General features: G+C 62.7%; 18 protein-coding genes. 6 read left to right on the top strand and 12 right to left on the bottom strand.

Annotated elements, in window-relative coordinates:
• The first annotated feature begins 8 nt into the window (after window positions 1-8).
• Both IEV62_RS13230 and IEV62_RS13225 read left to right on the top strand, forming a co-directional pair.
• On the top strand, window positions 9-1,664 hold the full coding sequence (locus tag IEV62_RS13230; RefSeq protein ID WP_188448241.1) for an alkaline phosphatase family protein: 1,656 nt from the start codon (window positions 9-11) through the stop codon (window positions 1,662-1,664).
• A 178-nt stretch (window positions 1,665-1,842) separates the two neighbouring features.
• Entirely contained in the window at window positions 1,843-2,637 is a 795-nt protein-coding gene (locus tag IEV62_RS13225) for a phytanoyl-CoA dioxygenase family protein (RefSeq protein WP_229733125.1), read from the top strand.
• A 4-nt stretch (window positions 2,638-2,641) separates the two neighbouring features.
• On the opposite strand, the gene IEV62_RS13220 is transcribed toward IEV62_RS13225, so the two are convergent.
• From IEV62_RS13220 to IEV62_RS13200, 5 genes are all read right to left on the bottom strand, one after another.
• Window positions 2,642-3,574 (bottom strand): right-handed parallel beta-helix repeat-containing protein, encoded by a 933-nt coding sequence (locus IEV62_RS13220; RefSeq protein ID WP_188448239.1) that lies wholly within the window; start codon window positions 3,572-3,574, stop codon window positions 2,642-2,644.
• An 80-nt stretch (window positions 3,575-3,654) separates the two neighbouring features.
• Complete coding sequence (gene metH / locus IEV62_RS13215) at window positions 3,655-6,249, bottom strand: methionine synthase (protein ID WP_188448237.1); 2,595 nt, start codon at window positions 6,247-6,249, stop codon at window positions 3,655-3,657.
• 118 nt (window positions 6,250-6,367) lie between these two features.
• Window positions 6,368-7,414: a homocysteine S-methyltransferase family protein gene (locus tag IEV62_RS13210; RefSeq protein ID WP_188448235.1), complete on the bottom strand. Its 1,047-nt coding sequence runs from the start codon at window positions 7,412-7,414 to the stop codon at window positions 6,368-6,370.
• A gap of 115 nt (window positions 7,415-7,529) precedes the next feature.
• Window positions 7,530-8,477 (bottom strand): methylenetetrahydrofolate reductase [NAD(P)H], encoded by a 948-nt coding sequence (gene metF / locus IEV62_RS13205; RefSeq protein ID WP_188448233.1) that lies wholly within the window; start codon window positions 8,475-8,477, stop codon window positions 7,530-7,532.
• On the bottom strand, window positions 8,474-9,433 hold the full coding sequence (locus tag IEV62_RS13200) for an ArsR/SmtB family transcription factor (protein WP_188448231.1): 960 nt from the start codon (window positions 9,431-9,433) through the stop codon (window positions 8,474-8,476). The genes metF and IEV62_RS13200 overlap by 4 nt, the downstream gene beginning before the upstream one ends.
• Before the next feature lie 133 nt (window positions 9,434-9,566).
• Here IEV62_RS13200 and IEV62_RS13195 point away from each other — a divergent pair, with 133 nt between their 5' ends.
• From IEV62_RS13195 to IEV62_RS13185, 3 genes are read left to right on the top strand one after another with little or no spacing between them, the layout of a single operon-like run.
• A complete protein-coding gene (locus tag IEV62_RS13195; protein ID WP_188448229.1) occupies window positions 9,567-9,845 on the top strand; it encodes a hypothetical protein in 279 nt (92 codons plus the stop codon).
• Window positions 9,842-10,039: a hypothetical protein gene (locus IEV62_RS13190; RefSeq protein ID WP_188448227.1), complete on the top strand. Its 198-nt coding sequence runs from the start codon at window positions 9,842-9,844 to the stop codon at window positions 10,037-10,039. The genes IEV62_RS13195 and IEV62_RS13190 overlap by 4 nt, the downstream gene beginning before the upstream one ends.
• Window positions 10,036-10,986 carry an aldo/keto reductase gene (locus IEV62_RS13185; RefSeq protein ID WP_188448225.1) on the top strand — a complete coding sequence of 317 codons (951 nt, stop codon included), beginning with the start codon at window positions 10,036-10,038 and terminating at the stop codon, window positions 10,984-10,986. Before IEV62_RS13190 ends, IEV62_RS13185 begins: the two co-directional genes overlap by 4 nt.
• On the opposite strand, the gene IEV62_RS13180 is transcribed toward IEV62_RS13185, so the two are convergent.
• The 7 genes from IEV62_RS13180 to IEV62_RS13150 form a co-directional block, all read right to left on the bottom strand.
• Window positions 10,983-11,843, bottom strand: coding sequence for an ATP-grasp fold amidoligase family protein (locus IEV62_RS13180; protein ID WP_188448223.1), 861 nt, complete (start codon window positions 11,841-11,843; stop codon window positions 10,983-10,985). The two genes, IEV62_RS13185 and IEV62_RS13180, sit on opposite strands and share 4 nt — an antisense overlap.
• Before the next feature lie 164 nt (window positions 11,844-12,007).
• Window positions 12,008-13,603: an isocitrate lyase gene (locus IEV62_RS13175; protein WP_188448221.1), complete on the bottom strand. Its 1,596-nt coding sequence runs from the start codon at window positions 13,601-13,603 to the stop codon at window positions 12,008-12,010.
• A gap of 271 nt (window positions 13,604-13,874) precedes the next feature.
• Window positions 13,875-14,696 carry a Crp/Fnr family transcriptional regulator gene (locus IEV62_RS13170; RefSeq protein ID WP_188448220.1) on the bottom strand — a complete coding sequence of 274 codons (822 nt, stop codon included), beginning with the start codon at window positions 14,694-14,696 and terminating at the stop codon, window positions 13,875-13,877.
• Window positions 14,697-14,913: 217 nt separating this feature from the next.
• Complete coding sequence (locus tag IEV62_RS13165) at window positions 14,914-16,299, bottom strand: helix-turn-helix domain-containing protein (protein WP_188448218.1); 1,386 nt, start codon at window positions 16,297-16,299, stop codon at window positions 14,914-14,916.
• 295 nt (window positions 16,300-16,594) lie between these two features.
• Entirely contained in the window at window positions 16,595-16,852 is a 258-nt protein-coding gene (locus IEV62_RS13160; protein WP_188448217.1) for a CBU_0592 family membrane protein, read from the bottom strand.
• A complete protein-coding gene (gene acnA / locus IEV62_RS13155; protein WP_188448215.1) occupies window positions 16,849-19,521 on the bottom strand; it encodes an aconitate hydratase AcnA in 2,673 nt (890 codons plus the stop codon). Before acnA ends, IEV62_RS13160 begins: the two co-directional genes overlap by 4 nt.
• Window positions 19,522-19,748: 227 nt before the next feature.
• The gene (locus IEV62_RS13150) at window positions 19,749-20,783 is read right to left on the bottom strand and encodes an O-methyltransferase (RefSeq protein WP_229733140.1); all 1,035 of its coding nucleotides are present in this window, start codon (window positions 20,781-20,783) and stop codon (window positions 19,749-19,751) included.
• A 33-nt stretch (window positions 20,784-20,816) separates the two neighbouring features.
• Here IEV62_RS13150 and IEV62_RS13145 point away from each other — a divergent pair, with 33 nt between their 5' ends.
• On the top strand, window positions 20,817-22,058 hold the full coding sequence (locus IEV62_RS13145; protein ID WP_373868595.1) for an ATP-binding protein: 1,242 nt from the start codon (window positions 20,817-20,819) through the stop codon (window positions 22,056-22,058).
• Window positions 22,059-22,206 lie beyond the last annotated feature (148 nt).

Here is a 22,206-nt window from a genome sequence, read left to right as displayed (position 1 = left end):
GAAGTCGAATGAATCGATACGCGTCTGTCACTGCTCTCGCGCTCGCCCTGCTTTCCGCACCGGTCCGGGCCGATACCGCACCGCCAGCACCCACAGCCTTGAGCGCACCTGTGACGCCCCCCAAGCTGATCGTGGTCATCTCGGTCGATCAATTTTCCGCCGATTTGTTCGGCGAATATCGCAGCTCCTTCACCGGCGGCCTCGCGCGGCTCCAGCGGGGCGGCGTGTTTTCGAGCGGTTATCAAAGCCATGCCGCGACCGAGACCTGCCCCGGCCATTCGACGATCCTGACCGGCTTCCGACCCGAACATACTGGCATTATCGCCAATAACTGGACCGACCTCTCGGTCGCGCGCGCCGACAAGCAAATGTATTGCGCCGAAGATGAGACGGTACCCGGATCGACCTCTTCCAATTACACCGTCTCCGACAAACATTTGCTCGTGCCCACGCTCGGGGAGCGGATGAAGGCGGCAATCCCGGCGACGCGAGTCGTTTCGGTCGCGGGGAAAGATCGCGCCGCGGTGATGATGGGCGGCCATAACGTCGACGAGCTGTGGTGGTGGAACGGCAAAGCTTTTGTCAGCTATGCCGGCCGCGCAACGCCAGCCGTCGTTGCGCGGGCAAACGCCGCCACCGCCGCCAACATCGCCGCGCCGCAGGCCGCGCTTGAGGTTCCCGATATCTGCAAGCCGCACGATCGCGCCACGTCGGTGGGGGGCGGCAAGAGCGTCGGCGATGGCCATTTCGAACGCGCCGCCGGCAATGTCTCGGCGTTCCGCGCCTCGCCCGCGTTTGACGGCGCGATCGTCGCGCTCGCGGCCGGGCTGGTGCAGGACATGAAGCTCGGCACCGGGCCGACCACCGACATCATCGCGATCGGCGCGTCGGCGACCGATTATATCGGCCATACCTACGGCACCGAGGGGGCCGAGATGTGCATCCAGCTCCAGCAGCTCGATGCCACGCTCGGTTCGTTCTTCAGCGTGCTCGATACGACTGGCGTCGATTATGCAGTCGTGCTGACCGCCGATCATGGCGGCAACGACATCCCCGAACGCGAAGTTTCCGCTGGCCTGCCCGATGCACAGCGCGCGAAGGTCGAACTTGCGCCGTCCGTGGTCGGCAAGCAGATCATGGCGAAGCGCGCGATCACCACGCCAGTGCTGTTCGGCGACATTCCGAACGGCGATGTCTATGTCGCACGCGACCTGACCCCCGCGCTGCGCAAGACCGTGACCGCCGACGCGCTGGCTTACTACAAAGCGAACCCGCAAGTGGCTGCGGTGTTCACCGGCGCGCAACTCGCGGCAACCCCCGCGCCAAAGGGCGATCCGGTGAAATGGACGATCGCGCAGCGCGCGCGTGCATCCTATTATCCGGGTCGGTCGGGCGACTTGCTGGTCTATCTGAAGCCACGCGTCACGCCGATCCCCGATCCGACGCGGGGCTATGTCGCCACACACGGCAGCCCGTACGATTATGACCGCCGCGTGCCGATCCTGTTCTGGCGCAAGGGGATGGCGGGGTTCGAACATCGCGGCAGCATCGAAACCGTGGACATCATGCCGACGCTCGCGCGGCAGATCGGCTTGCGGATCACCGGCGCGAAGATCGACGGCAAGTGCCTCGACGTGACGAAAGCAGGTGCGGTCTGCCAGTGATCGAAGCGCTCGCGCATATTCGCGGGGCCGAGGCGTATCTTGATCGGCTGAGCGGACGAGCGCAGGAGCGCTTGCCCGAACATCAGTGGCGGATGCTGCTCGACACACTCGGCCTCGGGATCGAGCAGGCAATGCAGCAGATCGGGCGGACGCTGCCCGATCCCGCGACCTTTGCCGAATGGGTCATCGCGACGGCGGGACAGCCGATGCCGAGCGGGTGGCGCGCTATCACGCCGCGCTGGACGGTGCGCCGCTGCCCGCCGCCACCGCCGCGCGGCTCGCGGCAATTGACGCAATGCCGCCGGTGCTGGATGCGGCCGATCTCGCGCATTGGGACGAGCACGGCTTTGTCATCGTGCGCGCCGCGATCGACCCGGCACTGGTGCACGATACCGCCGCGCTGGTGTGGCGCATCGTCGGCGCGACCCCGGATGATCCCGACAGCTGGTACGGCAAGTCGCACAACGGTATTATGGTGCAGCATTTCCAGAGTGCGCAGCAGGATACGATCCGGCGCGCCGCGCGCATCCACAAGGCCTTTGCGCAGCTGTGGGGGACAACCGATCTGTGGATGAACACCGACCGGCTCGGTTTCAACCCGCCGGCGCGCGGCGACTGGAACTTCGCCGGTCAGCCGCTGCATTGGGACGACAGTCTGATCCGCCCGATCCCCTTCGGAACGCAGGGCATTCTCTATTTGACCGACACTGCCGCCGAACAGGGCGCGCTGCGGCTGATCCCCGGTTTCCACCACCGGCTCGATGCGTGGCTCGACAGCCTTGGCGACCGCGATCCGCGGCTGGTCGATCTGACCGCACAGGCGGTGCCGATTGCGGCCAATGCCGGTGATCTGATCATCTGGCGTTCGGAATTGCCGCACGGTGCCACCACCAATCATGGCCGCGCGCCGCGTCTCGTCCAGTATATGGCGATGTACCCGCCGACGCCGATCGTGGAGCGCGATTGGCTTTAGGCGTTTAGCGGACCTCGTACATCCGGATACCCGGCCCGAGCCGGTTCGCGCCGACCGCAAGTTGATCACCGCTCATATTGGCGACGAAGGCTGGGTTGGTCGGCGCATTGGGCGCGAGCGTCGCGTGATTGCCCTCGACGCGCAGACCGGTCGCGCGATACGTCTTCGCCTCGGCCGAGACCACGATCAGCCCCGAGTGGTTCTCCTTGCCTGCGCCTTGGACAAAGGTGTTGCGCGTGATCAGCCCGGTCGATCCTTCGGGCAAGTCGATCATGTAATTGGTCTTGCTGCCCCTGGTATCGTCGAAGCTGTTATCGGTGATCGTCACGGTTGGGACACGCAGCTTGACATAATGCCCGCCCGTCCCGCGTTCGAAGCGCGAATTGGTGATCGTCACCGAGCCCTGATTGGCGAGGTAGATGCTATGCGAGCAGTTCGGATTTTCCTCACACCCGCCCAGCCCGGCAAAGGTCGAATGGTCGATCGTGATTTTCTGTCCCGACGGATGCCCGCCAAGAATGCCCTCCTGGCTATCCAGAAAGGTCGAGTCGCGCACGATCAGATCGCCGATCTCGGTGCGGATGCCCGCACCATTGCCATCGGCGACGCGCATTCCGCGGAACACCAGACCATCGACGGTCGAGCCTTGCCCGCGCAGCACGAACGCCGCCTTGCCCTCGCACGTCGTCCCCTCGAAGATCGCAGTGCCCGGCTGCACCGCCTTGAACGTAATCACCCCGCCCGCCTGCACGGTGCATTGGTGATAGACTCCCGGCGCGATCAGGATCGTCGCGGTGCCCATGCGCACCGACTGCACCGCATCGTCGATCGTCTGGAAACCCTGCCCGGTTTCGGCGATGGTAAACGGCGCTCGCCCCTGCTGCGCGGCGGCGGGGACGGCGAGCGCAAGCACGAGCAGCGGGAGACTGTGACGCATGAGGACACTCCTTTGCGGAGTGAAATGCGTCGCTTAACGCGGCTTGTGAAGGCAAATTGAGGGTTAACCGTGCCCCGCGATCAATCGAGATTGGGCCGCAGCCAGCGTTGCGCTTGCTCCAGGCTGACCCCGCGCCGTGCCGCATAGTCTGCGACCTGATCCGGCCCGACCCGGGCGACGCCGAAATACTCGGCTTGCGGGTGTCCGAAATAGAAGCCGGAGACCGCTGCCGTCGGCAACATCGCGAAGCTTTCGGTCAGCGTGATGCCGGTCGCCGCGGTCGCATCGAGCAGTTCGAACAACATCGGCTTTTCGCTGTGATCCGGGCACGCGGGATAGCCCGGTGCGGGGCGGATGCCGCGATATTGTTCGCGGATCAGCGCCTCGTTGGTGAGCTGCTCGCCCGCGGCATAGCCCCACAACGTCATGCGGACATGCTGATGGAGGCGCTCGGCGAAAGCCTCGGCAAGGCGATCGGCGAGCGCCTTCAGCAGGATGTCCGAATAATCGTCATTGTCGGCTTTGAAGCGCGCGAGGTGCGAGTCGATGCCGTGCCCGGTGGTTACCGCGAAGCCGCCGATCCAATCGCCTGCGGGATCGATGAAGTCGGCAAGGCACATGTTAGCGCGTCCCTCGCGCTTGGAGATCTGCTGACGGAGGAAGGGTATGCGCACCTCTTCTCCTGCTGCGATGACGACATCATCGCCCTCGCGCCGGCACGGCCACAACCCGGCCACGCCCTTCGCCGTCAGCCACTTCTCGGCGATGATTTGGTCGAGCATTTTCTGCGCATCCTCGAACAGGTTGCGCGCGCTTTCACCGACGATTTCGTCTTGCAGGATCGCCGGGTAATTTCCCGCCAATTCCCAGGCGCGGAAGAACGGAGTCCAATCGATCACCTCGCGCAGATCGGCCAGATCCCAATCGTCGAACACATGCACGCCCGGCGAGACTGGGGCACCCGGCTTCAACGCCATGTCCGCGACAAAACCATTTGCGCGCGCCGCCTCGATCGGGACGAGCGCGCTTTGCCCCTTATTGGCGCGCGCCACGCGAACCGCTTCATACTCATCGGCAGTCTTGCGGACGAACTCGTCGCGGATCGTGTCGCTGACGAGCGTCGAGGCGACCCCGACCGCGCGGCTCGCGTCGAGCACATGCACCACCGGCCCCTTATAGGCCGGCGCGATGCGCAGCGCGGTGTGGACTTTCGAGGTCGTTGCCCCGCCGATCAGCAGCGGCATCGTCATGCCCGCACGCTGCATTTCCTCGGCGACCGTTACCATCTCATCGAGCGAGGGCGTGATCAGCCCCGACAGACCGATCATGTCGGCATCATTCTCGTTCGCGGCCTTGAGGATATCCGACCAAGGCACCATCACCCCCATGTCGACCACATCGAAGCCGTTGCACTGGAGCACGACACCGACGATGTTCTTGCCGATATCATGCACGTCGCCCTTGACGGTCGCCATGATGATCTTGCCCTTGCCGCGCGCACCGGGCTCCTTCGCCGCCTCGATGAAGGGGAGCAAATGCGCCACCGCCTTCTTCATCACGCGCGCCGACTTCACCACTTGCGGCAGGAACATCTTGCCCGATCCGAACAAGTCGCCGACGACGTTCATGCCGTCCATCAACGGCCCTTCGATCACTTCGATCGGTCGCGCGAAGCCCTGACGGGCTTCCTCGGTATCCTCGACCACGTGCAAGTCGATGCCCTTGACCAGCGCATATTCGAGCCGCTTGTTGACCGGCAAGCTGCGCCATTCGGCTGCGGCTTTCTCGGCCACCGCATCGGTGCCCTTGAAGCTCTCGGCCATCGCGATCAGCCGTTCGGTCGCGCCGTCATCGGTGTTGAGGATGACGTCTTCGCAGGCCTGGCGCAGCTTGGGATCGATCGCGTCGTAAATATCGAGTTGCCCGGCATTGACGATCGCCATGTCGAGCCCGGCGGGGATCGCGTAATACAGAAACACCGAGTGCATCGCGCGGCGCACCGGCTCATTGCCGCGGAAGCTGAACGACAGGTTGGAGAGGCCGCCCGAGATATGCGCATGCGGGCAGCGCGCCTTGATGTCCTTGCAGGCTTCGATGAAATCGACTGCGTAATTGTTATGCTCCTCGATCCCCGTCGCGACCGCGAAGATGTTGGGATCGAAGATGATGTCCTCGGGCGGAAAGCCGATCCCCATCATCAAATCATAGGCGCGTCCGCAAATCTCCACTTTCCGAGCGCGCGTATCGGCCTGGCCGACGGTGTCGAACGCCATCACCACTACGGCGGCGCCGTAGTTCATGACCTTCTTGGCCTGGGCGAGGAATTGCTCCTCGCCCTCCTTCATGCTGATCGAATTGACGATCGGCTTGCCGCTGACGCACTTCAGCCCGGCCTCGATCACGCTCCATTTCGAGCTATCGACCATGAACGGGATGCGCGCGATGTCAGGCTCGGCGGCGATCAGCTTGAGGAAGGTGACCATGGCATATTCGGCGTCGAGCAAGCCCTCGTCCATATTGACGTCGAGCACTTGCGCGCCGCTCTCGACTTGCTGGCGCGCGACTTCGACCGCCGCGGGATAATCCCCCGCCATGATGAGCTTTTTGAACTTGGCCGAGCCGGTGACGTTGGTGCGTTCACCGATGTTGACGAATTGTGCGGTCGAGGTGGTCATGGGTTTCTACTTCCCCCCTCCCGCTTGCGGGAGGGGTTGGGGGAGGGGATGTCATTCAAACGGGCGGCGCGTGGGAGGACAGGCCCTCCCCCAGCCCCTCCCGCAAGCGGGAAGGGAGTTATGCCGCCATCGTCATCGGCTCCAGCCCGGCGAGGCGGGTGACGATCGGCGGCATCGGCACCGCGCGCGGGGCGAGGCCAGCCACGCCGTCGGCAATCGCCTTGATATGTGCCGGCGTCGAGCCACAACAACCGCCGAGCACATTGACTTGGCCCGCCTGCGCCCATTCGCCGACCAGCCCCGCAGTCGTATACGGGGCCTCGTCATATTCACCCAATTCATTGGGCAGGCCAGCGTTGGGATAGACCATGATCAACGTATCGCAAATCTGCGACAGCGTGCGCACGTGAGGACGCAACTGCTCGGCACCGAACGAGCAATTCAGCCCGATCGTCACTGGCCGCGCATGGCGCACCGCGTGCCAAAACGCCTCGACGGTATGCCCCGAGAGGTTGCGCCCGGAGAGGTCGGTCAGCGTCATCGACAGCATGATCGGCACGTCGCGCCCGAGTGCGTCGCCCGCCTCGAGCACGGCCATGATCCCGGCCTTGGCGTTCAAGGTGTCGAACACGGTCTCGATCAGGATGAAATCCGCACCGCCTTCCAGCAACGCATTGATCTGTTCGCGATACACGTCCTTCAGATAATCAAAGTCGATTTCGCGAAAGCCGGGATCGTTGACATCGGGCGAAAGCGACAGCGTCTTGTTGGTCGGCCCCACCGCCCCAGCGACGAAGCGCGGACGCCCGTCCTTGGCCTGATATTCGTCGGCAATCCGGCGTGCCAGCCGCGCACTTTCGAGGTTGATCTCGCGCACCAGCCCTTCAGCGGCATAATCGGCCTGGCTGATGCGGTTGGCGGAGAAGGTGTTTGTCTCGGCAATGTCGGCGCCTGCCTCAAAATAGGCGCGGTGGATCGTCTCGGGCACTTCGGGCTTGGTCAGCGCGAGGATGTCATTATTGCCCTTCTGGTCCTTGGCGAGGCCGAGCGACCCGGCATAGTCCGCCTCGGACAATTTCCAATTCTGGATCTCGGTCCCGAACGCGCCGTCGGTGATGAGGATGCGCTTGGCAGCTTCGGCGAGGAATGTTTCGCGGATGGTCATTGTCTTGTCCTTCTCCCCTCCCGCTTGCGGGAGGGGTCGGGGGAGGGAATGTCTCGGGAGCCGCCTCGTTACAGGCCCTCCCCTAACCCCTCCCGCAAGCGGGAGGGGAATTAGATTACGCCGCTTCGGCTCGCGCAGGCACCGGAACCTTCGCCCGGATCCCCAGCAAATGGCAGATCGCATAGCTCAGCTCGGCGCGGTTGAGCGTGTAGAAATGCAGGTCGCGTACCCCACCGGCGTAGAGCCGACGACACAGCTCGGCAGCGATCGTCGCCGACACAAGCTGTCGCGCGGCAGGATGGTCGTCGAGCCCTTCGAACAGCGTACCCATCCATGGCGGCACGACCGTGCCGCACATCGCCGACATCCGCTGCACCGCCCCGAAATTCACGATCGGCATAATCCCTGGCACGATCTCGGCCGTTACGCCGGCCTTGGTCGCGACATCGCGAAAGCGGAAAAAGGTCTCCGCCTCATGGAAGAATTGCGTGATCGCGCGCGTGGCACCCGCATCCAACTTGCGCTTAAGATTGTCGATATCCGCCGCCGCATCGACCGAATCCGGATGGCATTCGGGATAGGCAGAAACCGAAATCTCAAACGGGTGAAGTTTGCGCAGACCCTCGACCAGTTCGACCGCATTGGCATAGCCACCAACCGGCGACTGGAATTTTTCCCCCGGCACCGGCGAATCACCGCGCAGCGCGACGATATGCCGCACCCCCGCCTGCCAATAGGCATCGGCGACGGCATCGATCTCGTCGCGCGTCGCTGCAACGCAGGTCAAATGCGCCGCCGCCGGAATAGCGGTATCGCGCGCGACCCGCGCGACCGTCGCATGCGTCCGCTCGCGCGTGGTGCCGCCCGCGCCATAGGTCACCGACACGAAACGGGGGCCAAGCGGTGAGAGCGTCTGCAGCGATTGCCACAGCGTCTCTTCCATCTTCTCGGTCTTGGGCGGGAAGAATTCGAAGCTGACCCGCGCATCGCCCGCCAGATCGGCGAACAGCGGCGTCGCCAGTGCGTGGCGCGCTTCCTCCATTTGCCTCACTGAAACCGTCATGCCGCCCTCACTTCGTTCATTATACGTCCCACTTTGCGCGCGAGCCACAATTTCACCGTCAATTCGCCACCGCCCAGCGTCTCGATCCGCAACGCGGCGAGCCCCGCCGCTGCAAACCACGTCGCCATCTGATCGTCGGTAAACCCAAGCCGGGTATGACCGTCCTTGGTGCGCAATTCCTCGCGATCATGCGCGGCGAAATCCGCGATGAGCAAACGCCCGCCAGCGGTCAGCACGCGCGCCGCCTCGGCGATCGCGGCGCCTGGCTGCTGCGCGAAATGCAGAACATGGTGGATGATTGCGACATCCGCCGCGTCATCGCCGAGCGGCAGCGCGTACAAATCGGCCTGCCGCAGCTCGGTATTGGCGAGTCCGCGCTCCGATAGCTTCGCGCGTGCCAGCCGCAGCATTTCCGAGCTACGGTCGATTCCTAAGGCGTGATCGGCCCGGCCAGCGAACAATTCGAGCATCCGCCCGGTGCCAGTACCGATATCGATCAACTGCCCGATCGGCGCATCGCCGAGCACCGCCGAGATCGCCGCCTCGACTTCGCTTTCGGCAATATGAAGCGAACGAATCGCATCCCATTGACCGGCATTCGCCTCGAACCAATTGGCCGCCGACGCCGCCCGGTCGGCGCGCACCGCCGCCAGACGTGCAGCATCGGCCACCGCCCAATGATCGGGCTCGATCGCGGCCCATTGGTCGAGCGCGCCGATCACCGGGCCGACCGTCGCGCCGCTGCCAAGCGCCACGAACACCCAGCTGCCCTCCTTGCGGCGTTCCGCAATCCCGGCGTCGCACAGGATTTTCACATGGCGGCTGACGCGCGGCTGGCTTTGCCCGAGCACTTGCGCAAGCTCGCCGACCGACAGCTCCATCGTGCGCAGCAATGCCAGGATGCGAAGACGCGTCGCGTCGGCGAGCGCGCGGAAGACATCAAGGGCAATGGTCACGGCGTTTTCATTCTGCCAACGACATATAAAGATATCTTTATATGTCGTCAACGCACTTGGCGTGGACCCGGAAGCGATTGCGCGGGTTCTAACCCTCCGATACCGTCGTGCCAGCCATCAGGAGAGCCATTTCATGAAAACCGTCCGCATCCTGCCGCTTTTCGCGCTTACCGCCCTCGCCCTCGCCGCGTGCAGCCCCAAGGCGCAGAACGAAGTCGCGGAAGCCGCCAATGCTGTCGAAGCCGATGCGAATGCGACCACGGCCGAAGCGGTCTCGGATACCGACGCGGCGTTGGGTGCGGCCGAATCGCGGATCGACAAGGCGGGGGACGTGCTCGGTAACAAGGCCGACCGCGTCGCCGACAAGACCGGCGCGGCCTTGAAGGATCTGGGCAACGAGATTCAGGAATGAAGCAAGCCGGGGTCCTCGCACTGCTGTTGACGCTTGCGGCTTGCTCGGGCGCGACCTCCTCGACCGGCGCGCCACCGGGCGAGGAACAGGCCCTCAACGAAGCCGCAGCTTCGCTCGATGCCAATACGATGAACACCAACGCCGCCGAAATCGTCGATGAAGACGGCGGCGGCAATGAAAGCCAGCCGCAATGACGACTCTTCGCCGCTTGGGCGCGACCGATCTCCACATCGCGCCGCTGGTGCTGGGCGGCAACGTCTTCGGCTGGACCGCGGACGAGGCGACCAGTTTCGCCGTGCTCGACGCGTTCGTCGCGGGTGGCGGGACGATGATCGACACCGCCGATGTCTATTCGGCTTGGGTCCCCGGCCATAAGGGCGGGGAGTCCGAAAGCGTAATCGGCGCGTGGCTCAAACAATCGGGCAAGCGCGACCGGGTGCAGATTGCGACCAAGGTTGGCATGCTGCCCGGCGACGGCGGCGAAAAACTCGCGCCCAAGCGGATTGCGGCGGCGTGCGACGCCTCGCTGCAACGGCTCGGCATCGACACGATCGACCTGTATTTCGCGCATCAGGATGACGATGCCGTAGCGCAGGAGGATGCGCTTGCCGCATTTTCGAAGCTGATCGACGCGGGCAAGGTCCGCGCGATCGGGGCGTCAAATTTCCACGCCGCGCGGCTGAAATCGGCGAACGATGCCGCGCGCATCCATGGTTTGCCGCATTACCACGTGCTGCAACCTGAATATAACCTCGTCAGCCGCCACAAATTCGAGGGCGAACTGCAGAATTATTGCGTCGAGCACAATATCGGCGCGGTGCCGTATTACGGCATCGCCTCGGGCTACCTCACCGGCAAATATCGCAGCGCCGCTGACTTCGGCAAAAGCGTACGCGGTGGGCGAATGCAGGCGTTCATGGACGGCACAGGACCCGCGGTGCTGGCTGCGATGGATTCGGCCGCCGAGGAAACCGGCGCGACACTCGCGCAAATCGCGCTCGCCTGGCTTGCCGCGCAACCTGCGATCACCGCGCCGATCGCAAGCGCGACGAGCGTGGCGCAGATCGAGGAATTGCTCGGGTCGGTGGATTTGGTGCTGACGGCCGAGCAACTCGATCGGCTGACCGTGGCGGGCGTCTAGGCCGCCGCCCGTTCGGGCTCCTGCGCCAGCGCGCGGAGCCAATGCGCGCCAAGCCGATGGTCGAGCGCGACCGGATCGAACCGGTCGAGCCCAGACCCGGGATAGAACGTCATCTCGCCGAACAACGGTCGCCCGCCAATCTCGTACAGATCGACGCGGAGGAAATCGGTCGCTTTGGCGAGCACCTCGGCCGCCACAATCATGCGCGCAAGCGATGCGGGCGCGACCGGGTCGGGATCGGCGCTCGCGGCTGAGACCCGGTGCCAGTTGCGGTCGAGCAGAATCCAGCGATGCCGCCCGCCGCGCCCGAGATGCACCTGCACATATTCGACGCGGCCTGCGAACACGTAGAATTTGTAATCGATCGGCAGCGCGGGGGGCGGCCCCATAAACGGCTCGACGATCAACCCACGCGGGATCCGCGCGTATAAATCCTCGTCGAGCCAATACCCATAATCCGACGCCATCCAGCGTTTGCCACGCGCCCGTGCGGCATCCCAATCGGCCGCGTCGTTCAGGACAAACGTAGTCTGGTTGCAGCCGTGCCGCGCCTTGACCACGAACGGCGTCGGCCAGACAGGCCGATCGGGCAGCTCGGTCCCGTGCCACAGCGTTGGGATCAGCCAGTCCGAGCCCAATTGCGCGGCCACGATCGCCTTGGCGGCAACCTTGTCCGCCATCCGCGCCATCGCCGCATTGGCCCCGGCAAGTTTGCGCGCCTGCACCAACTCGGTGAAGGTGCGCGGGTCGTCGAGATCGGGCCAGCGCCCGTGCCGCCACCAATAGGTCAGTTTAATGCGCCAGCGCGCGCGGGCATGGGTCAGGCGCGGGGTTATTGCGGGGAAAGCAGCTTGCATCGGGGCAGAAGCTGCGGGGAGCGGGTTTTGTTCCGGGGGTGAAATTAGTGGTCGGACCGGCGCGGCAAAGCCGCACGTCAACGGCGGGTCAGGTGACCCGCCGTCGACCGGGCGTGATGCGGGCGTGATGCGGGCGTGCCGCAGCTTACGCTTCGGCTACTGCATCACGCCGCGAACTGGTTCATCGTGTTGTGCGCGCCGCCGGCCTTGAGCGCCGCCTCGCCCGCAAAATACTCTTTATGGTCGTCGCCCATATCCGAGCCGGACATGTTCTGATGCTTGACGCAAGCGATCCCCTCGCGGATTTCCTTGCGCTGCACGCCCTTCACATAGCCGAGCATCCCCGCCGCGCCGAAATATTCCTTGGCGAGATTATCGGTCGACAGCGCCGCGGTGTGATAGGTCGGCAGCGTGATCAGGTGGTGGAAAATCCCCGCCCGCGCCGCCGCATCCCGCTGAAAGGTGCGAATGCGCTCATCGGCTTCGTCGCCCAGCGGCGTGCCGTCATAATCGACCGACATCAGCTTCGCGCGGTCATAGGCTGACACGTCGGCACCCGCCGCAACCCACGCATCATAGACTTGCTGACGAAAGTTGAGCGTCCAATTGAAGCTTGGCGAATTGTTGTAGACCAGCTTGGCGTTGGGGATAACCTCACGAATACGGTCGACCATGCCGGCGATCTGATCGATGTGCGGCTTCTCGGTTTCGATCCACAACAGGTCGGCGCCGTTTTGCAGCGACGCGATGCAGTCCATCACGCAGCGATCCTCGCCAGTGCCAGCGCGGAACTGGAACAGGTTCGATGGCAGCCGCTTAGGCTTCATCAGCGTGCCGCCACGGTTGATCACCACGTCACCGTTGATCGTCGAAAGGTCGGTCACTTCCTCGCAATCGAGATAGCTATTATATTGGTCACCCAGATCGCCCGCTTCCTTCGATACGGCGATCTGTTTGGTCAGGCCGGCCCCCAAGGAGTCGGTGCGCGTGACGATGATGCCGTCCTCGACGCCGAGTTCCAGAAAGGCGTAACGGCACGCGCGCACCTTCGCGAGGAAGTCCTCGTGCGGCACCGTGACTTTGCCATCCTGATGCCCGCACTGCTTTTCGTCGCTGACCTGATTTTCGATCTGAAGCGCGCAGGCCCCCGCTTCGATCATCTTCTTGGCGAGCAGATACGTCGCCTCGGCATTGCCGAAGCCCGCATCGATATCAGCGATGATCGGCACGACATGCGTCTGATACCCGTCGATCGCGTTGAGCAGGCGTTGTTCCTCAATCGCATTGCCGGCGGCGCGCGCCGCGTCGAGATCGCGAAACATCATGCCCAATTCCCGCGCATCGGCCTGGCGCAGGAAGGTATAGAGCTCCTCGATCAACGCGGGGACGCTGGTCTTCTCATGCATCGATTGATCGGGCAACGGCCCGAATTCGCTGCGGAGCGCCGCCACCATCCAGCCGGACAGGTACAGGTAGCGCCGCTCGGTCGATCCGAAATGCTTCTTGATGCTGATCATCTTCTGCTGACCGATGAACCCGTGCCAGCACCCCAATGACTGCGTGTATTTCGCAGAATCGGCATCATAGGCCGCCATATCGCGGCGCATGATCGCGGCGGTGTAACGCGCGATGTCGAGCCCGGTTTGGAAGCGGTTCTGGACGCGCATGCGTGCGACGCTTTCGGCGTCGATGCCGTCCCAAGTGCCGTTATAGCTTTGGATCAGGCTGGCGGTCTGCGTGATGTCGGTCTGGTAGGTCATGGCGCAATTCCTCATTGGCATGCCCTCCCAGTATCGATATTTACACGTTATCTCCCGAGATATCGGTCAATGTTAGCGTTTAGCGGTCAATTATCGCTGTGATGGCTTGAAATATTGCAACTTATTTACACAGCATCTGCGCAACGCGGCGCGTTGCGTCACCAAGCGCGCCTCGGCGGGCGTCGCCGCCCCGTAGGCCGCCTTCGCAGAGACGATCAGATCAGGTGGCGCCCGATATTCCGCGTTCGTCACGGACCGAGCGATCGGATCCTCAGACGCAGCGCTCGAAACGGCCGTCGAGATCGTTGCTTTGGGGCGTACCCTCGGGTGCGTTTCGCTCGAGATGGCCGCCGAAATCGTTGCTTTCGCGCATTCCCTCAGGGTGAAGATAGCGCGGGTCGAATCCCGCCAGGGCGGTAAGGGCCGCCCTGTTTTCGATCGTGATGGACCGGGCATGCGTTCGAATCAGCCGGTCCCGTCGTAGCGATTGCAGCACGCGGTTGAGGTGGATCGCGGTCATTCCCAAAGCATCCGAAAGGTCGCTCTGGGTAATGGGAAATTCGAATGTATCATCCTCGGCTAATCCGGCTCGCTCATAGAGCGCTGCCATTTCGAGGATCAGATGCGCGGTGCGCTCATGCGATTTGCGCCGTCCGAGATTGATCGTCCATTCTCGAAAAATCGCTGCGTCGCTGAGCGTGTCGAACCAAAATGCCCGCCCGAGCTCGGGGTAATTCGCGGCCGCGCGAAGGACGTCGGCATGGGCAACCGTAACGATCCGCGTAGCGCAATGCGTGCGCACGCCATGGTCTGCGATCACGACCAAGGCCGATTGCAGGTCCACCAAGTCACCCGCAATGTGGAACGACATGATCTGCCGTTCACCACCGCGCAATGTCTGATACCGGCTCACCAGCCCGCTTTCGACAAAGGAAGCCAAATGCGGGCGTTCCCCCTCCTTGATGACATCGCGATAGGCGGCAAAGTCCTGGCTCTCTGCGGGCATCGACAAGAACGCTTCGCGCGCGGGGGGCGAAAGCGGCACGCGCCGCTCAATCTTCGCCAGATACTTCGTAAGGGTTAGTTTTGACATCATGCTCCCATCGAGGGGGAGCACGAGTGTCTCTCAGCCGCCGAAACCCAGTGGCTGATCGACGATGCGGTCGCAGTACACTGTTTGAGACAAAAGTTTAATCGAAGTTACAAAGATTGTTACGAAAGCGTTCAATAGGTTGCCCTGTAACCGACCCGCGAGCGGCCGGACCGACCTTTCATGACATCGCACGCGCGTGGGACGACTCCGCACAACCTCAATCGCCACCGAAGGTAAATGCACTCACCCCGCGTTCGCGTTCGTTCAACACCAGCGCGCGACCGGCGGGCGGGAGCGAGCGTTGCGGGCAGTTACCGCGTCCACACGCGCGGCAGCCCAGACCGACCGGGGTCGCCTCGCCCTTCAAATCGAGTCCGCGCGCCACCGCCATCGTGCCGCCTAATGCGGCCGCGACGCCAAGCCCGACCGCGAACTCGGCTGGCACCGCACCATAGCGCCGCCCCTGCGGGGTAACGGTGCGCGCGATCGTCAGCCAGCGCGTCTCGTCCTCCAGTTCCACGATTTGCACGGCAAGCGCGCCGGGACGGTCGAACGCGGTGTGCAACCGCCACAGCGGGCAGCGACCTTCCGCCTCGGCGAGTGGCGATCCGCTCGCGCCCGAAAAGCGTTTCGACGCCTGCCCTGCCCGATCGATCCGCACCAGAAAGAAGGGAAGCCCGCGCGCGCCAATCCGTTGGAGCGTCGTCAAGCGGTGCGCGACCTGCTCGAACCCCGCGCCGAAACGGCGCTGGAGCAGTTCGATATCATAGCCGGTCGCCTCACATGCCCGTAGGAAGCGCGCATACGGCATCATCACGGCTGCGGCGAAATAGCTCGCGAGATGACGGCGATACAGCCGTTCGGACGCGCGATCGGTAAACCCTGCCCCCTTGGCCAGCCCATCGATTTCGCCGCGCGCCTCGATCTGCGCGAGCTGAAACGCAACCGCAAAGGTGCGCGACGCCGGATCGAGCGTTTCGGACAATTGCAATTGCCGCGCGTGGAGATCGGTGCGCCGCAACATGTCGGGCATGACGTCGACCGGCAGCACGCGGATCGTCAGTTGATGTTTGACACGCAACCGCTCGGCAATTGCGCCGTACAGGTCGCCCGCACCGAGGCGGAGCTCGTCGGCCAGCGTCTCCGCCATCGCATCGAGATCGGCGAAATGCCCCCGCCACCGCTCGATTTCGCGGCGCACTTCGCTGACCGGATCGCTCGCCGCGCTTGCATCGACGCTCCCTGCTCCGATCCGGTCAAAGGCTCGCGCGAAGGCTTCAGCGCCGCCTGGTGCACCCGCCAGCCATTCCTCAAGCTCGTTACGGTCGATTTCGAGATCGGCGAACATCGGATCGGCGAGCCGACGCCGCAACGCCGCCTCGCCCCCGCCCGGCTCGCCCGCGGCCAGCGCGCGCGGATCGAAATCGAAGCTTTCGGCGAGCTTGACGATCAGCGAGGCCGATAACGGCCGCTGGTTCTTCTCGACCAGATTGAGGTAGCTCGGGCTGATCGTCAGCACCTCGGCCATCGCGGCTTGCGTCAACCCCGCCTGCCGCCGCATTCGGCGAATGGCATGTCCGGCAAACAGCTTGCGGTCGGCCATGTCCTGTCCCCTTTTCCGTCATGACTTCGCGCGCGCGAACGGGCGCCGATTGGGTTATGGCCTGTTTGTGATGTTTTTTACAATACTACAAGGTGATCGAGTGCGGACCGCACAGAACGACTTTGCTGAAGCGCTAATTTGGCTGGTAGGTGACGCCAATATAGCGGACTTCGCCCACGACCGGATTGGCTCTGGAGCAGACTTTGTAAATCTGCGACCAAGCAAACAGGCGTTGAAAGTTTCCTGGGGAGGAAAGGATGCCCGCCGCGATTCACCCTCGCGGCGGGCATTTCCGTTAGCGCGTCGGCGCGATGCGACCGCGCGCGATCCGCCACAGCGTGACCAACCCGATCGCCGCCCATGCGATGTTGAGCGTCGTCGAGGGCCATGCTGCGTGCCAGCCGCTATTGACGATAAACCCCGCGGCACCGCCGACATTCATCCATTGAAACGTTGCCGACTGACCCGAGAGCTTGCCGGTCGAGACCAGCAGGTACGAGGCCAGGATGAGCAGCGCGGCTGCCCATCCAATCACCTCGACCGCCAACGTCATGCCGCCAGCTTGCGCAATACGTATTGCAGAATGCCGCCGTTGAGGAAATATTCCAGCTCGTTGACGGTATCGATCCGGCAGCGGGTGAGGAAAATTTCGACCGTGCCATCGGCGCGGGTGAGCGTGACCTCGACATCCTGACGCGGGCGGATTTCGGCGACCTTCATGATCGTGAAGCTCTCAGAACCGTCCAATTTCAACGTCTTGCGATCGACTCCTTCGGCAAACTGCAACGGTAGGACGCCCATACCGACCAGATTCGAGCGATGAATCCGCTCGAAGCTTTCGGTGATGACCGCCCGCACGCCGAGCAAATTGGTGCCCTTGGCTGCCCAGTCGCGCGACGAGCCGGTGCCATATTCCTTGCCCGCGATGACCACCAGCGGCGTGCCGTCGGCCTTGAAGCGCATTGCAGCGTCGTAGATCGGCATGGTCTCGCCCTTGTACGACGACATGCCGCCTTCGACGCCCGGAACCATCTCATTCTTGATGCGAATATTCGCGAAGGTGCCCCGGACCATGACGTTGTCATTGCCGCGGCGAGCGCCGTAACTATTGAAATCTCCACGAGAAACTTGCCGATCAAGCAGCCACGCACCCGCCGGGGAATCGGCTTTGATCGAGCCTGCCGGGGAGATGTGATCGGTGGTGATCGAATCGCCGAGGATCGCCAGCGGGCGTGCCTCGATGATGTCCTGCACCGGCGCGGGAGTCATTGACATTCCATCGAAATACGGCGGATTGGCGATATAGGTCGAGGCTGGCGGCCAAGCGTAGGTGTCCGATCCTTCGATCGCGATGGCCTGCCATTTGGCGTCGCCTAGGAAGACGCTCGAATAGCGCGATTGGAACATTTCACGGTCGATGTTCGAATCCATGACCGCGCGGATCTCCGCATTCGTGGGCCAGAGGTCCTTGAGATACACGTCGGTGCCATCGGTCGCCTGACCGATCGGCGTGGTCGTGAAATCTTCGGTCACGGTGCCCTTCAACGCATAAGCGACGACCAAGGGCGGCGACGCCAGGAAGTTGGCGCGCACGTCGGGCGAGACGCGGCCTTCGAAATTTCGGTTGCCCGAGAGGACCGACGCCGCGACGATGTCGTTTTCGTTGATCGCAGCCGAGATTGCCGGCGCCAACGGCCCCGAATTGCCGATGCAAGTGGTGCAGCCATAACCCACGAGGTTGAAGCCGACCGCGTTCAAATCCGCGGTCAGCCCGGCCTTGTCGAGATAGTCGGTCACCACCTGGCTACCCGGCGCGAGCGAGGTCTTGACCCAGGGCTTGGGCTTGAGACCGAACGCATTGGCCTTCCGCGCAACCAGACCGGCCGCAACCAGCACCGAGGGGTTCGAGGTGTTGGTGCAACTGGTGATCGCGGCGATCACCACGTCGCCGTCGCCAATGTCATGGTCGCGGCCCTCGACAGGCACGCGCTTGGCCGTGGCGTGGTGATAGACCTTCGCCAGATCGGCGTTGAACGTGTCGTCGACCTCGGTGAGGATGACCTTGTCCTGCGGGCGCTTGGGGCCGGCGAGCGAGGGGACGACATTGGCCATGTCGAGTTCGAGCGTGTCGGTGAACACCGGATCGGGCGCATCGGCCAGCCGCCACATGCCCTGCGCGCGCGCATAGGCCTCGACCAGCGCGATGTTCTCCTCGGTCCGGCCGGTGAGGCGCAGATAGGTGAGCGTCGCGTCGTCGATCGGGAAGAAGCCGCAGGTCGCGCCATATTCGGGCGCCATATTGGCAATCGTCGCGCGATCGGCGAGCGCCAGCGCATCGAGGCCGGGGCCGTAGAACTCGACGAAACGGCCGACCACACCCTTGGCGCGCAGCATTTGCGTGACCGTCAGCACGAGATCGGTCGCGGTGATGCCCTCGGCGAGGCTGCCGTGGAGCTTGAAGCCGACGACTTCGGGGATGAGCATCGAGACGGGCTGGCCGAGCATCGCGGCCTCGGCCTCGATCCCGCCGACGCCCCAGCCGAGCACGCCGAGGCCGTTGACCATCGTGGTGTGGCTGTCGGTGCCGACGCAGGTGTCGGGATAGGCGATCGTGGTCCCGTCGGGCGCGACCGAGGACCACACCGTCTGGGCGAGGTTCTCAAGGTTCACTTGATGGCAAATCCCCGTCCCCGGCGGCACGACCTTGAAATTGTCGAGCGCCTTCGACCCCCATTTGAGGAACTCGTAGCGCTCATTATTGCGCTGATATTCGAGCTCGACGTTATCGGCGAACGCCTTGGGCGTGCCGAATTCGTCGACCATCACCGAGTGATCGATCACGAGGTGGACGGGGACGAGCGGATTGATCTTCGCGGCATCGCCGCCGAGCTTGGTGATCGCATCGCGCATCGCCGCGAGATCGACCACGCAGGGGACGCCGGTGAAATCCTGCATCAGCACGCGTGCGGGACGATATTGCACTTCGCGGTCGGACTTGCGCTCCTGCTGCCAGTCGATGATCGCCTGCACATCCGCGGTCGTAACGGTGACGCCGTCCTCGAAACGCAGCAGATTTTCGAGCAGCACCTTCATCGAGAAGGGCAACCGGCTGATATCGCCCAGCTTCGCCGCGGCGGTGGCGAGGCTGTAATAATCGTAGCGCGCGCCGTTCACGTCGAGCGTGGCGCGGGTGCCGAGCGTATCCTGGCCGATGGCAGTCATGCGGGTCCTTTCCAAATGGCCTCTCGAGCGCGGCGGGGAGGCGGCAGCATGCCGCGCGGGCGCGCCCGGGGTGGGCGGAAGCGAGAGTCGTGGCGGGCCTTAGCGCGGGTGGGGGTTTGGGGGAAGTGGGGGGTGGAGACGGGCTGCGAGCAGATTGTCTGCTTTCGGATGGCGGGTTGTGAAAAACGGACCTTCGTTAGGTTGGCGAATTGCCGCCACGCCACTCACTAAATTTCAGATGCCAGCAGATTGGGATAGAAGCGATAATAGTGCTCATAGTCGTTCAAGAACGCTTCTCCGACCTCCAAAGCGCCAAAGTCGAAGCCGAGATGTTTCTTTATATCTGGTAAAGCAGTGGTTCCAATGGCGCGCTCTAGAAAAAGCCTTTCTCGTATTGTCAGATCGGGCACGGTCAAAAGGCGCACTTCGCTCCAATCTCTTGAGGCGAAACGCCACGATGGGAGGTCCAACTTATCCCTCATTTCTGCTTCTTGGTCTCGTGGAACGACGATTCCTGTGAGCGAGAGCATCTGCTGACCATCGGCATAGCGCACGATGGAAAGCGGTGCGAAGGTATTGGCCCCTGACGTGGGGAAGGCCTTCAGCGCAGCAGCGCCAACAGCCCTGCTAAGCACCGCGGGAAGCAGTTCGTCCGTCATCATCTCCGCTTCTGCATCGGCGGGAAGGTAGTCACCTATCCGTTCGCTCAGTTTCTCGAATCTGACCTTCCGAACCTCCTCGCCGGGCATCGTCGGCACGCCCTTCTCTGGCTTGGGTGAAAAGAGTGAGCTAGCATTCGCGTTGACGGTAATGCGCACCACGTCGCCAAGCTTGAGCTTGTCCAGCAACGTTACGAACTCGCGGATTTGCTCGCCGAGTTCCGCGGGCGAGGTATAATCCAACCAAACGATCAAATTCGATGCATCTGCATAGCCGGCATCGGCGAGAACCGCGTCGAGATTGGCGACCAGATCGCCGGACGAGTGGCACACGCATTTACAAGTATCGATCGGACGATTGAACACCTGTCGTTTGACGATTTCAGGATCATAATCAAACGCAATCAACTTTCGCAGACCCAGCATGCGGTGGATCAGTTTGTGATCTTCGAGGGGGTACGCCCCCATGCTGATATAGGTGGCGTTGGTAAGCGGGTGCCAGCGTTCGCATCTCGTCAGCAAATCGACGAACAGTCGTCGATCAACTGGGATCTGTTGGATAATTGCGTCGATGGCATCCTTCGCAGCATTGGTGAGGTCCAAGGCGATACGCCCTACACTGGCTACAGGGCCACTATGACCTTCGACGCCAATTACTTCATTATCGAGGACAATTGCGGCGGCATTCCGAAGAGTGTCGCCGAGAAGTACGCTTTCTCGATGGGCCGTCCGCCTGACGAGGATGTCGAGCAGTTGGCCGCTGCGGCCACAGTCGGTATGTACGGCATCGGCATGAAGCGGGCGATCTTCAAGCTGGGGACGGACGCGCTCGTGGAGTCACGCCATGATGAAGGCTTCACCGTAGAGTTCAGCCCAGAATGGATGAGTGATCGCGGGTGGACTGATCTGCCAATGTTTCCGCTAAAGGATGGCGAACTTGTTGATGGCGGTACGCGCATAACCGTCTTTCAGCTTCATGATGAATGCAAAAAGGCCTTCGCTGAGAAAACGTGGATCGAGTCTTTTAGAAACAGCATCTCTCGCCACTACGCGATCATCATCAGCAAGGGGTTCGAGGTTCGCGTCGGCACGGAAGAGGAAATCGTGGCGGGAGCCGAGCCGATCGCCGGAGCCGGATTCCGGCTGCTGGAGACCGATGCGCTACCTGACGGCAGCCGAGTCCAGCCGTTCACCTATTTCGGGGTACTCGATGGGGTGAAGGTTGAAATATATGCTGGCCTCTACCGCAAGCTCCTCACAGAAGAGGAAGCCGATCGAGAAGAGCAAACCAGAGGTGTCAAAGACGACGCTGGTTGGACCGTCGCCTGCAATGATCGCGTCGTGATCTGGAAGGATACCACTCGGCTGACCGGCTGGGGCGAGGCCACCGTTCCCAACTATCATGGGCAGTTCATTGCGATCACCGGCTTGGTGCTTCTGCACTCGGACGATCCGTCAAAGTTGCCCCTAACGACTACCAAGCGGGGAATCGACGCGGCCTCGAATGTCTATGCCGAAGTCAAAGACCTCATGCGAGAGGCAACCAAAAATCTCACGAGCTTCACCTACAGGTGGAAGAAGCACGAGAGAGATTTGGACAGCATTTACCAGAATAGCCGATACGTCGAATTGTCGGCGCTGCGTACGATGGCTCAGGAGGTATCGACGGGTCAGGTTCGGAAATTCGCCACGATGAAGCGGTCGGAAGTCAAATTACCCGTACCTGTGAACGAAACCCGAACTGCGCGCGTCAGCTTTACCGCCGACAAGGACGATATTGCAAAGCTGAAAAAACACTATTTCGACGATCAACAGGCGACGAACTCCGAGGTCGGCGACGCCGCATTCTACGACGCACTGAAACGCATTAAGAAATGAGCGGCTCGTCTATTCCGTATCACCTGCGCCCTCACAAGGCAGTTGATCGGCTTTGTTGCATAACGTCGCGAGAGCATAACCGCGCTTTTACTTGAAGATGTTATGAGAGGCGGACGGTCACCGGTGTTCCTATTTCGGAGAAGCGATT

This window comes from Sphingomonas psychrolutea (assembly GCF_014636175.1).
Classification (GTDB): Bacteria; Pseudomonadota; Alphaproteobacteria; order Sphingomonadales; family Sphingomonadaceae; genus Sphingomonas; species Sphingomonas psychrolutea.
Note: the sequence above shows the minus strand (reverse complement) of the source record. Positions and strands in the feature narration are given on the sequence as shown.

Excerpts from the sequence above, each read along its gene's own strand:
- IEV62_RS13230 (WP_188448241.1), top strand. The coding sequence starts at position 9 with ATGAATCGATACGCGTCTGTCACTGCTCTCGCGCTCGCCCTGCTTTCC.
- IEV62_RS13225 (WP_229733125.1), top strand. The coding sequence starts at position 1,843 with ATGGGTCATCGCGACGGCGGGACAGCCGATGCCGAGCGGGTGGCGCGC.
- IEV62_RS13220 (WP_188448239.1), bottom strand. The coding sequence starts at position 3,574 with ATGCGTCACAGTCTCCCGCTGCTCGTGCTTGCGCTCGCCGTCCCCGCC.
- metH (WP_188448237.1), bottom strand. The coding sequence starts at position 6,249 with ATGACCACCTCGACCGCACAATTCGTCAACATCGGTGAACGCACCAAC.
- IEV62_RS13210 (WP_188448235.1), bottom strand. The coding sequence starts at position 7,414 with ATGACCATCCGCGAAACATTCCTCGCCGAAGCTGCCAAGCGCATCCTC.
- metF (WP_188448233.1), bottom strand. The coding sequence starts at position 8,477 with ATGACGGTTTCAGTGAGGCAAATGGAGGAAGCGCGCCACGCACTGGCG.
- IEV62_RS13195 (WP_188448229.1), top strand. The coding sequence starts at position 9,567 with ATGAAAACCGTCCGCATCCTGCCGCTTTTCGCGCTTACCGCCCTCGCC.
- IEV62_RS13190 (WP_188448227.1), top strand. The coding sequence starts at position 9,842 with ATGAAGCAAGCCGGGGTCCTCGCACTGCTGTTGACGCTTGCGGCTTGC.
- IEV62_RS13185 (WP_188448225.1), top strand. The coding sequence starts at position 10,036 with ATGACGACTCTTCGCCGCTTGGGCGCGACCGATCTCCACATCGCGCCG.
- IEV62_RS13180 (WP_188448223.1), bottom strand. The coding sequence starts at position 11,843 with ATGCAAGCTGCTTTCCCCGCAATAACCCCGCGCCTGACCCATGCCCGC.
- IEV62_RS13175 (WP_188448221.1), bottom strand. The coding sequence starts at position 13,603 with ATGACCTACCAGACCGACATCACGCAGACCGCCAGCCTGATCCAAAGC.
- IEV62_RS13170 (WP_188448220.1), bottom strand. The coding sequence starts at position 14,696 with ATGTCAAAACTAACCCTTACGAAGTATCTGGCGAAGATTGAGCGGCGC.
- IEV62_RS13165 (WP_188448218.1), bottom strand. The coding sequence starts at position 16,299 with ATGGCCGACCGCAAGCTGTTTGCCGGACATGCCATTCGCCGAATGCGG.
- IEV62_RS13160 (WP_188448217.1), bottom strand. The coding sequence starts at position 16,852 with ATGACGTTGGCGGTCGAGGTGATTGGATGGGCAGCCGCGCTGCTCATC.
- acnA (WP_188448215.1), bottom strand. The coding sequence starts at position 19,521 with ATGACTGCCATCGGCCAGGATACGCTCGGCACCCGCGCCACGCTCGAC.
- IEV62_RS13145 (WP_373868595.1), top strand. The coding sequence starts at position 20,817 with ATGACCTTCGACGCCAATTACTTCATTATCGAGGACAATTGCGGCGGC.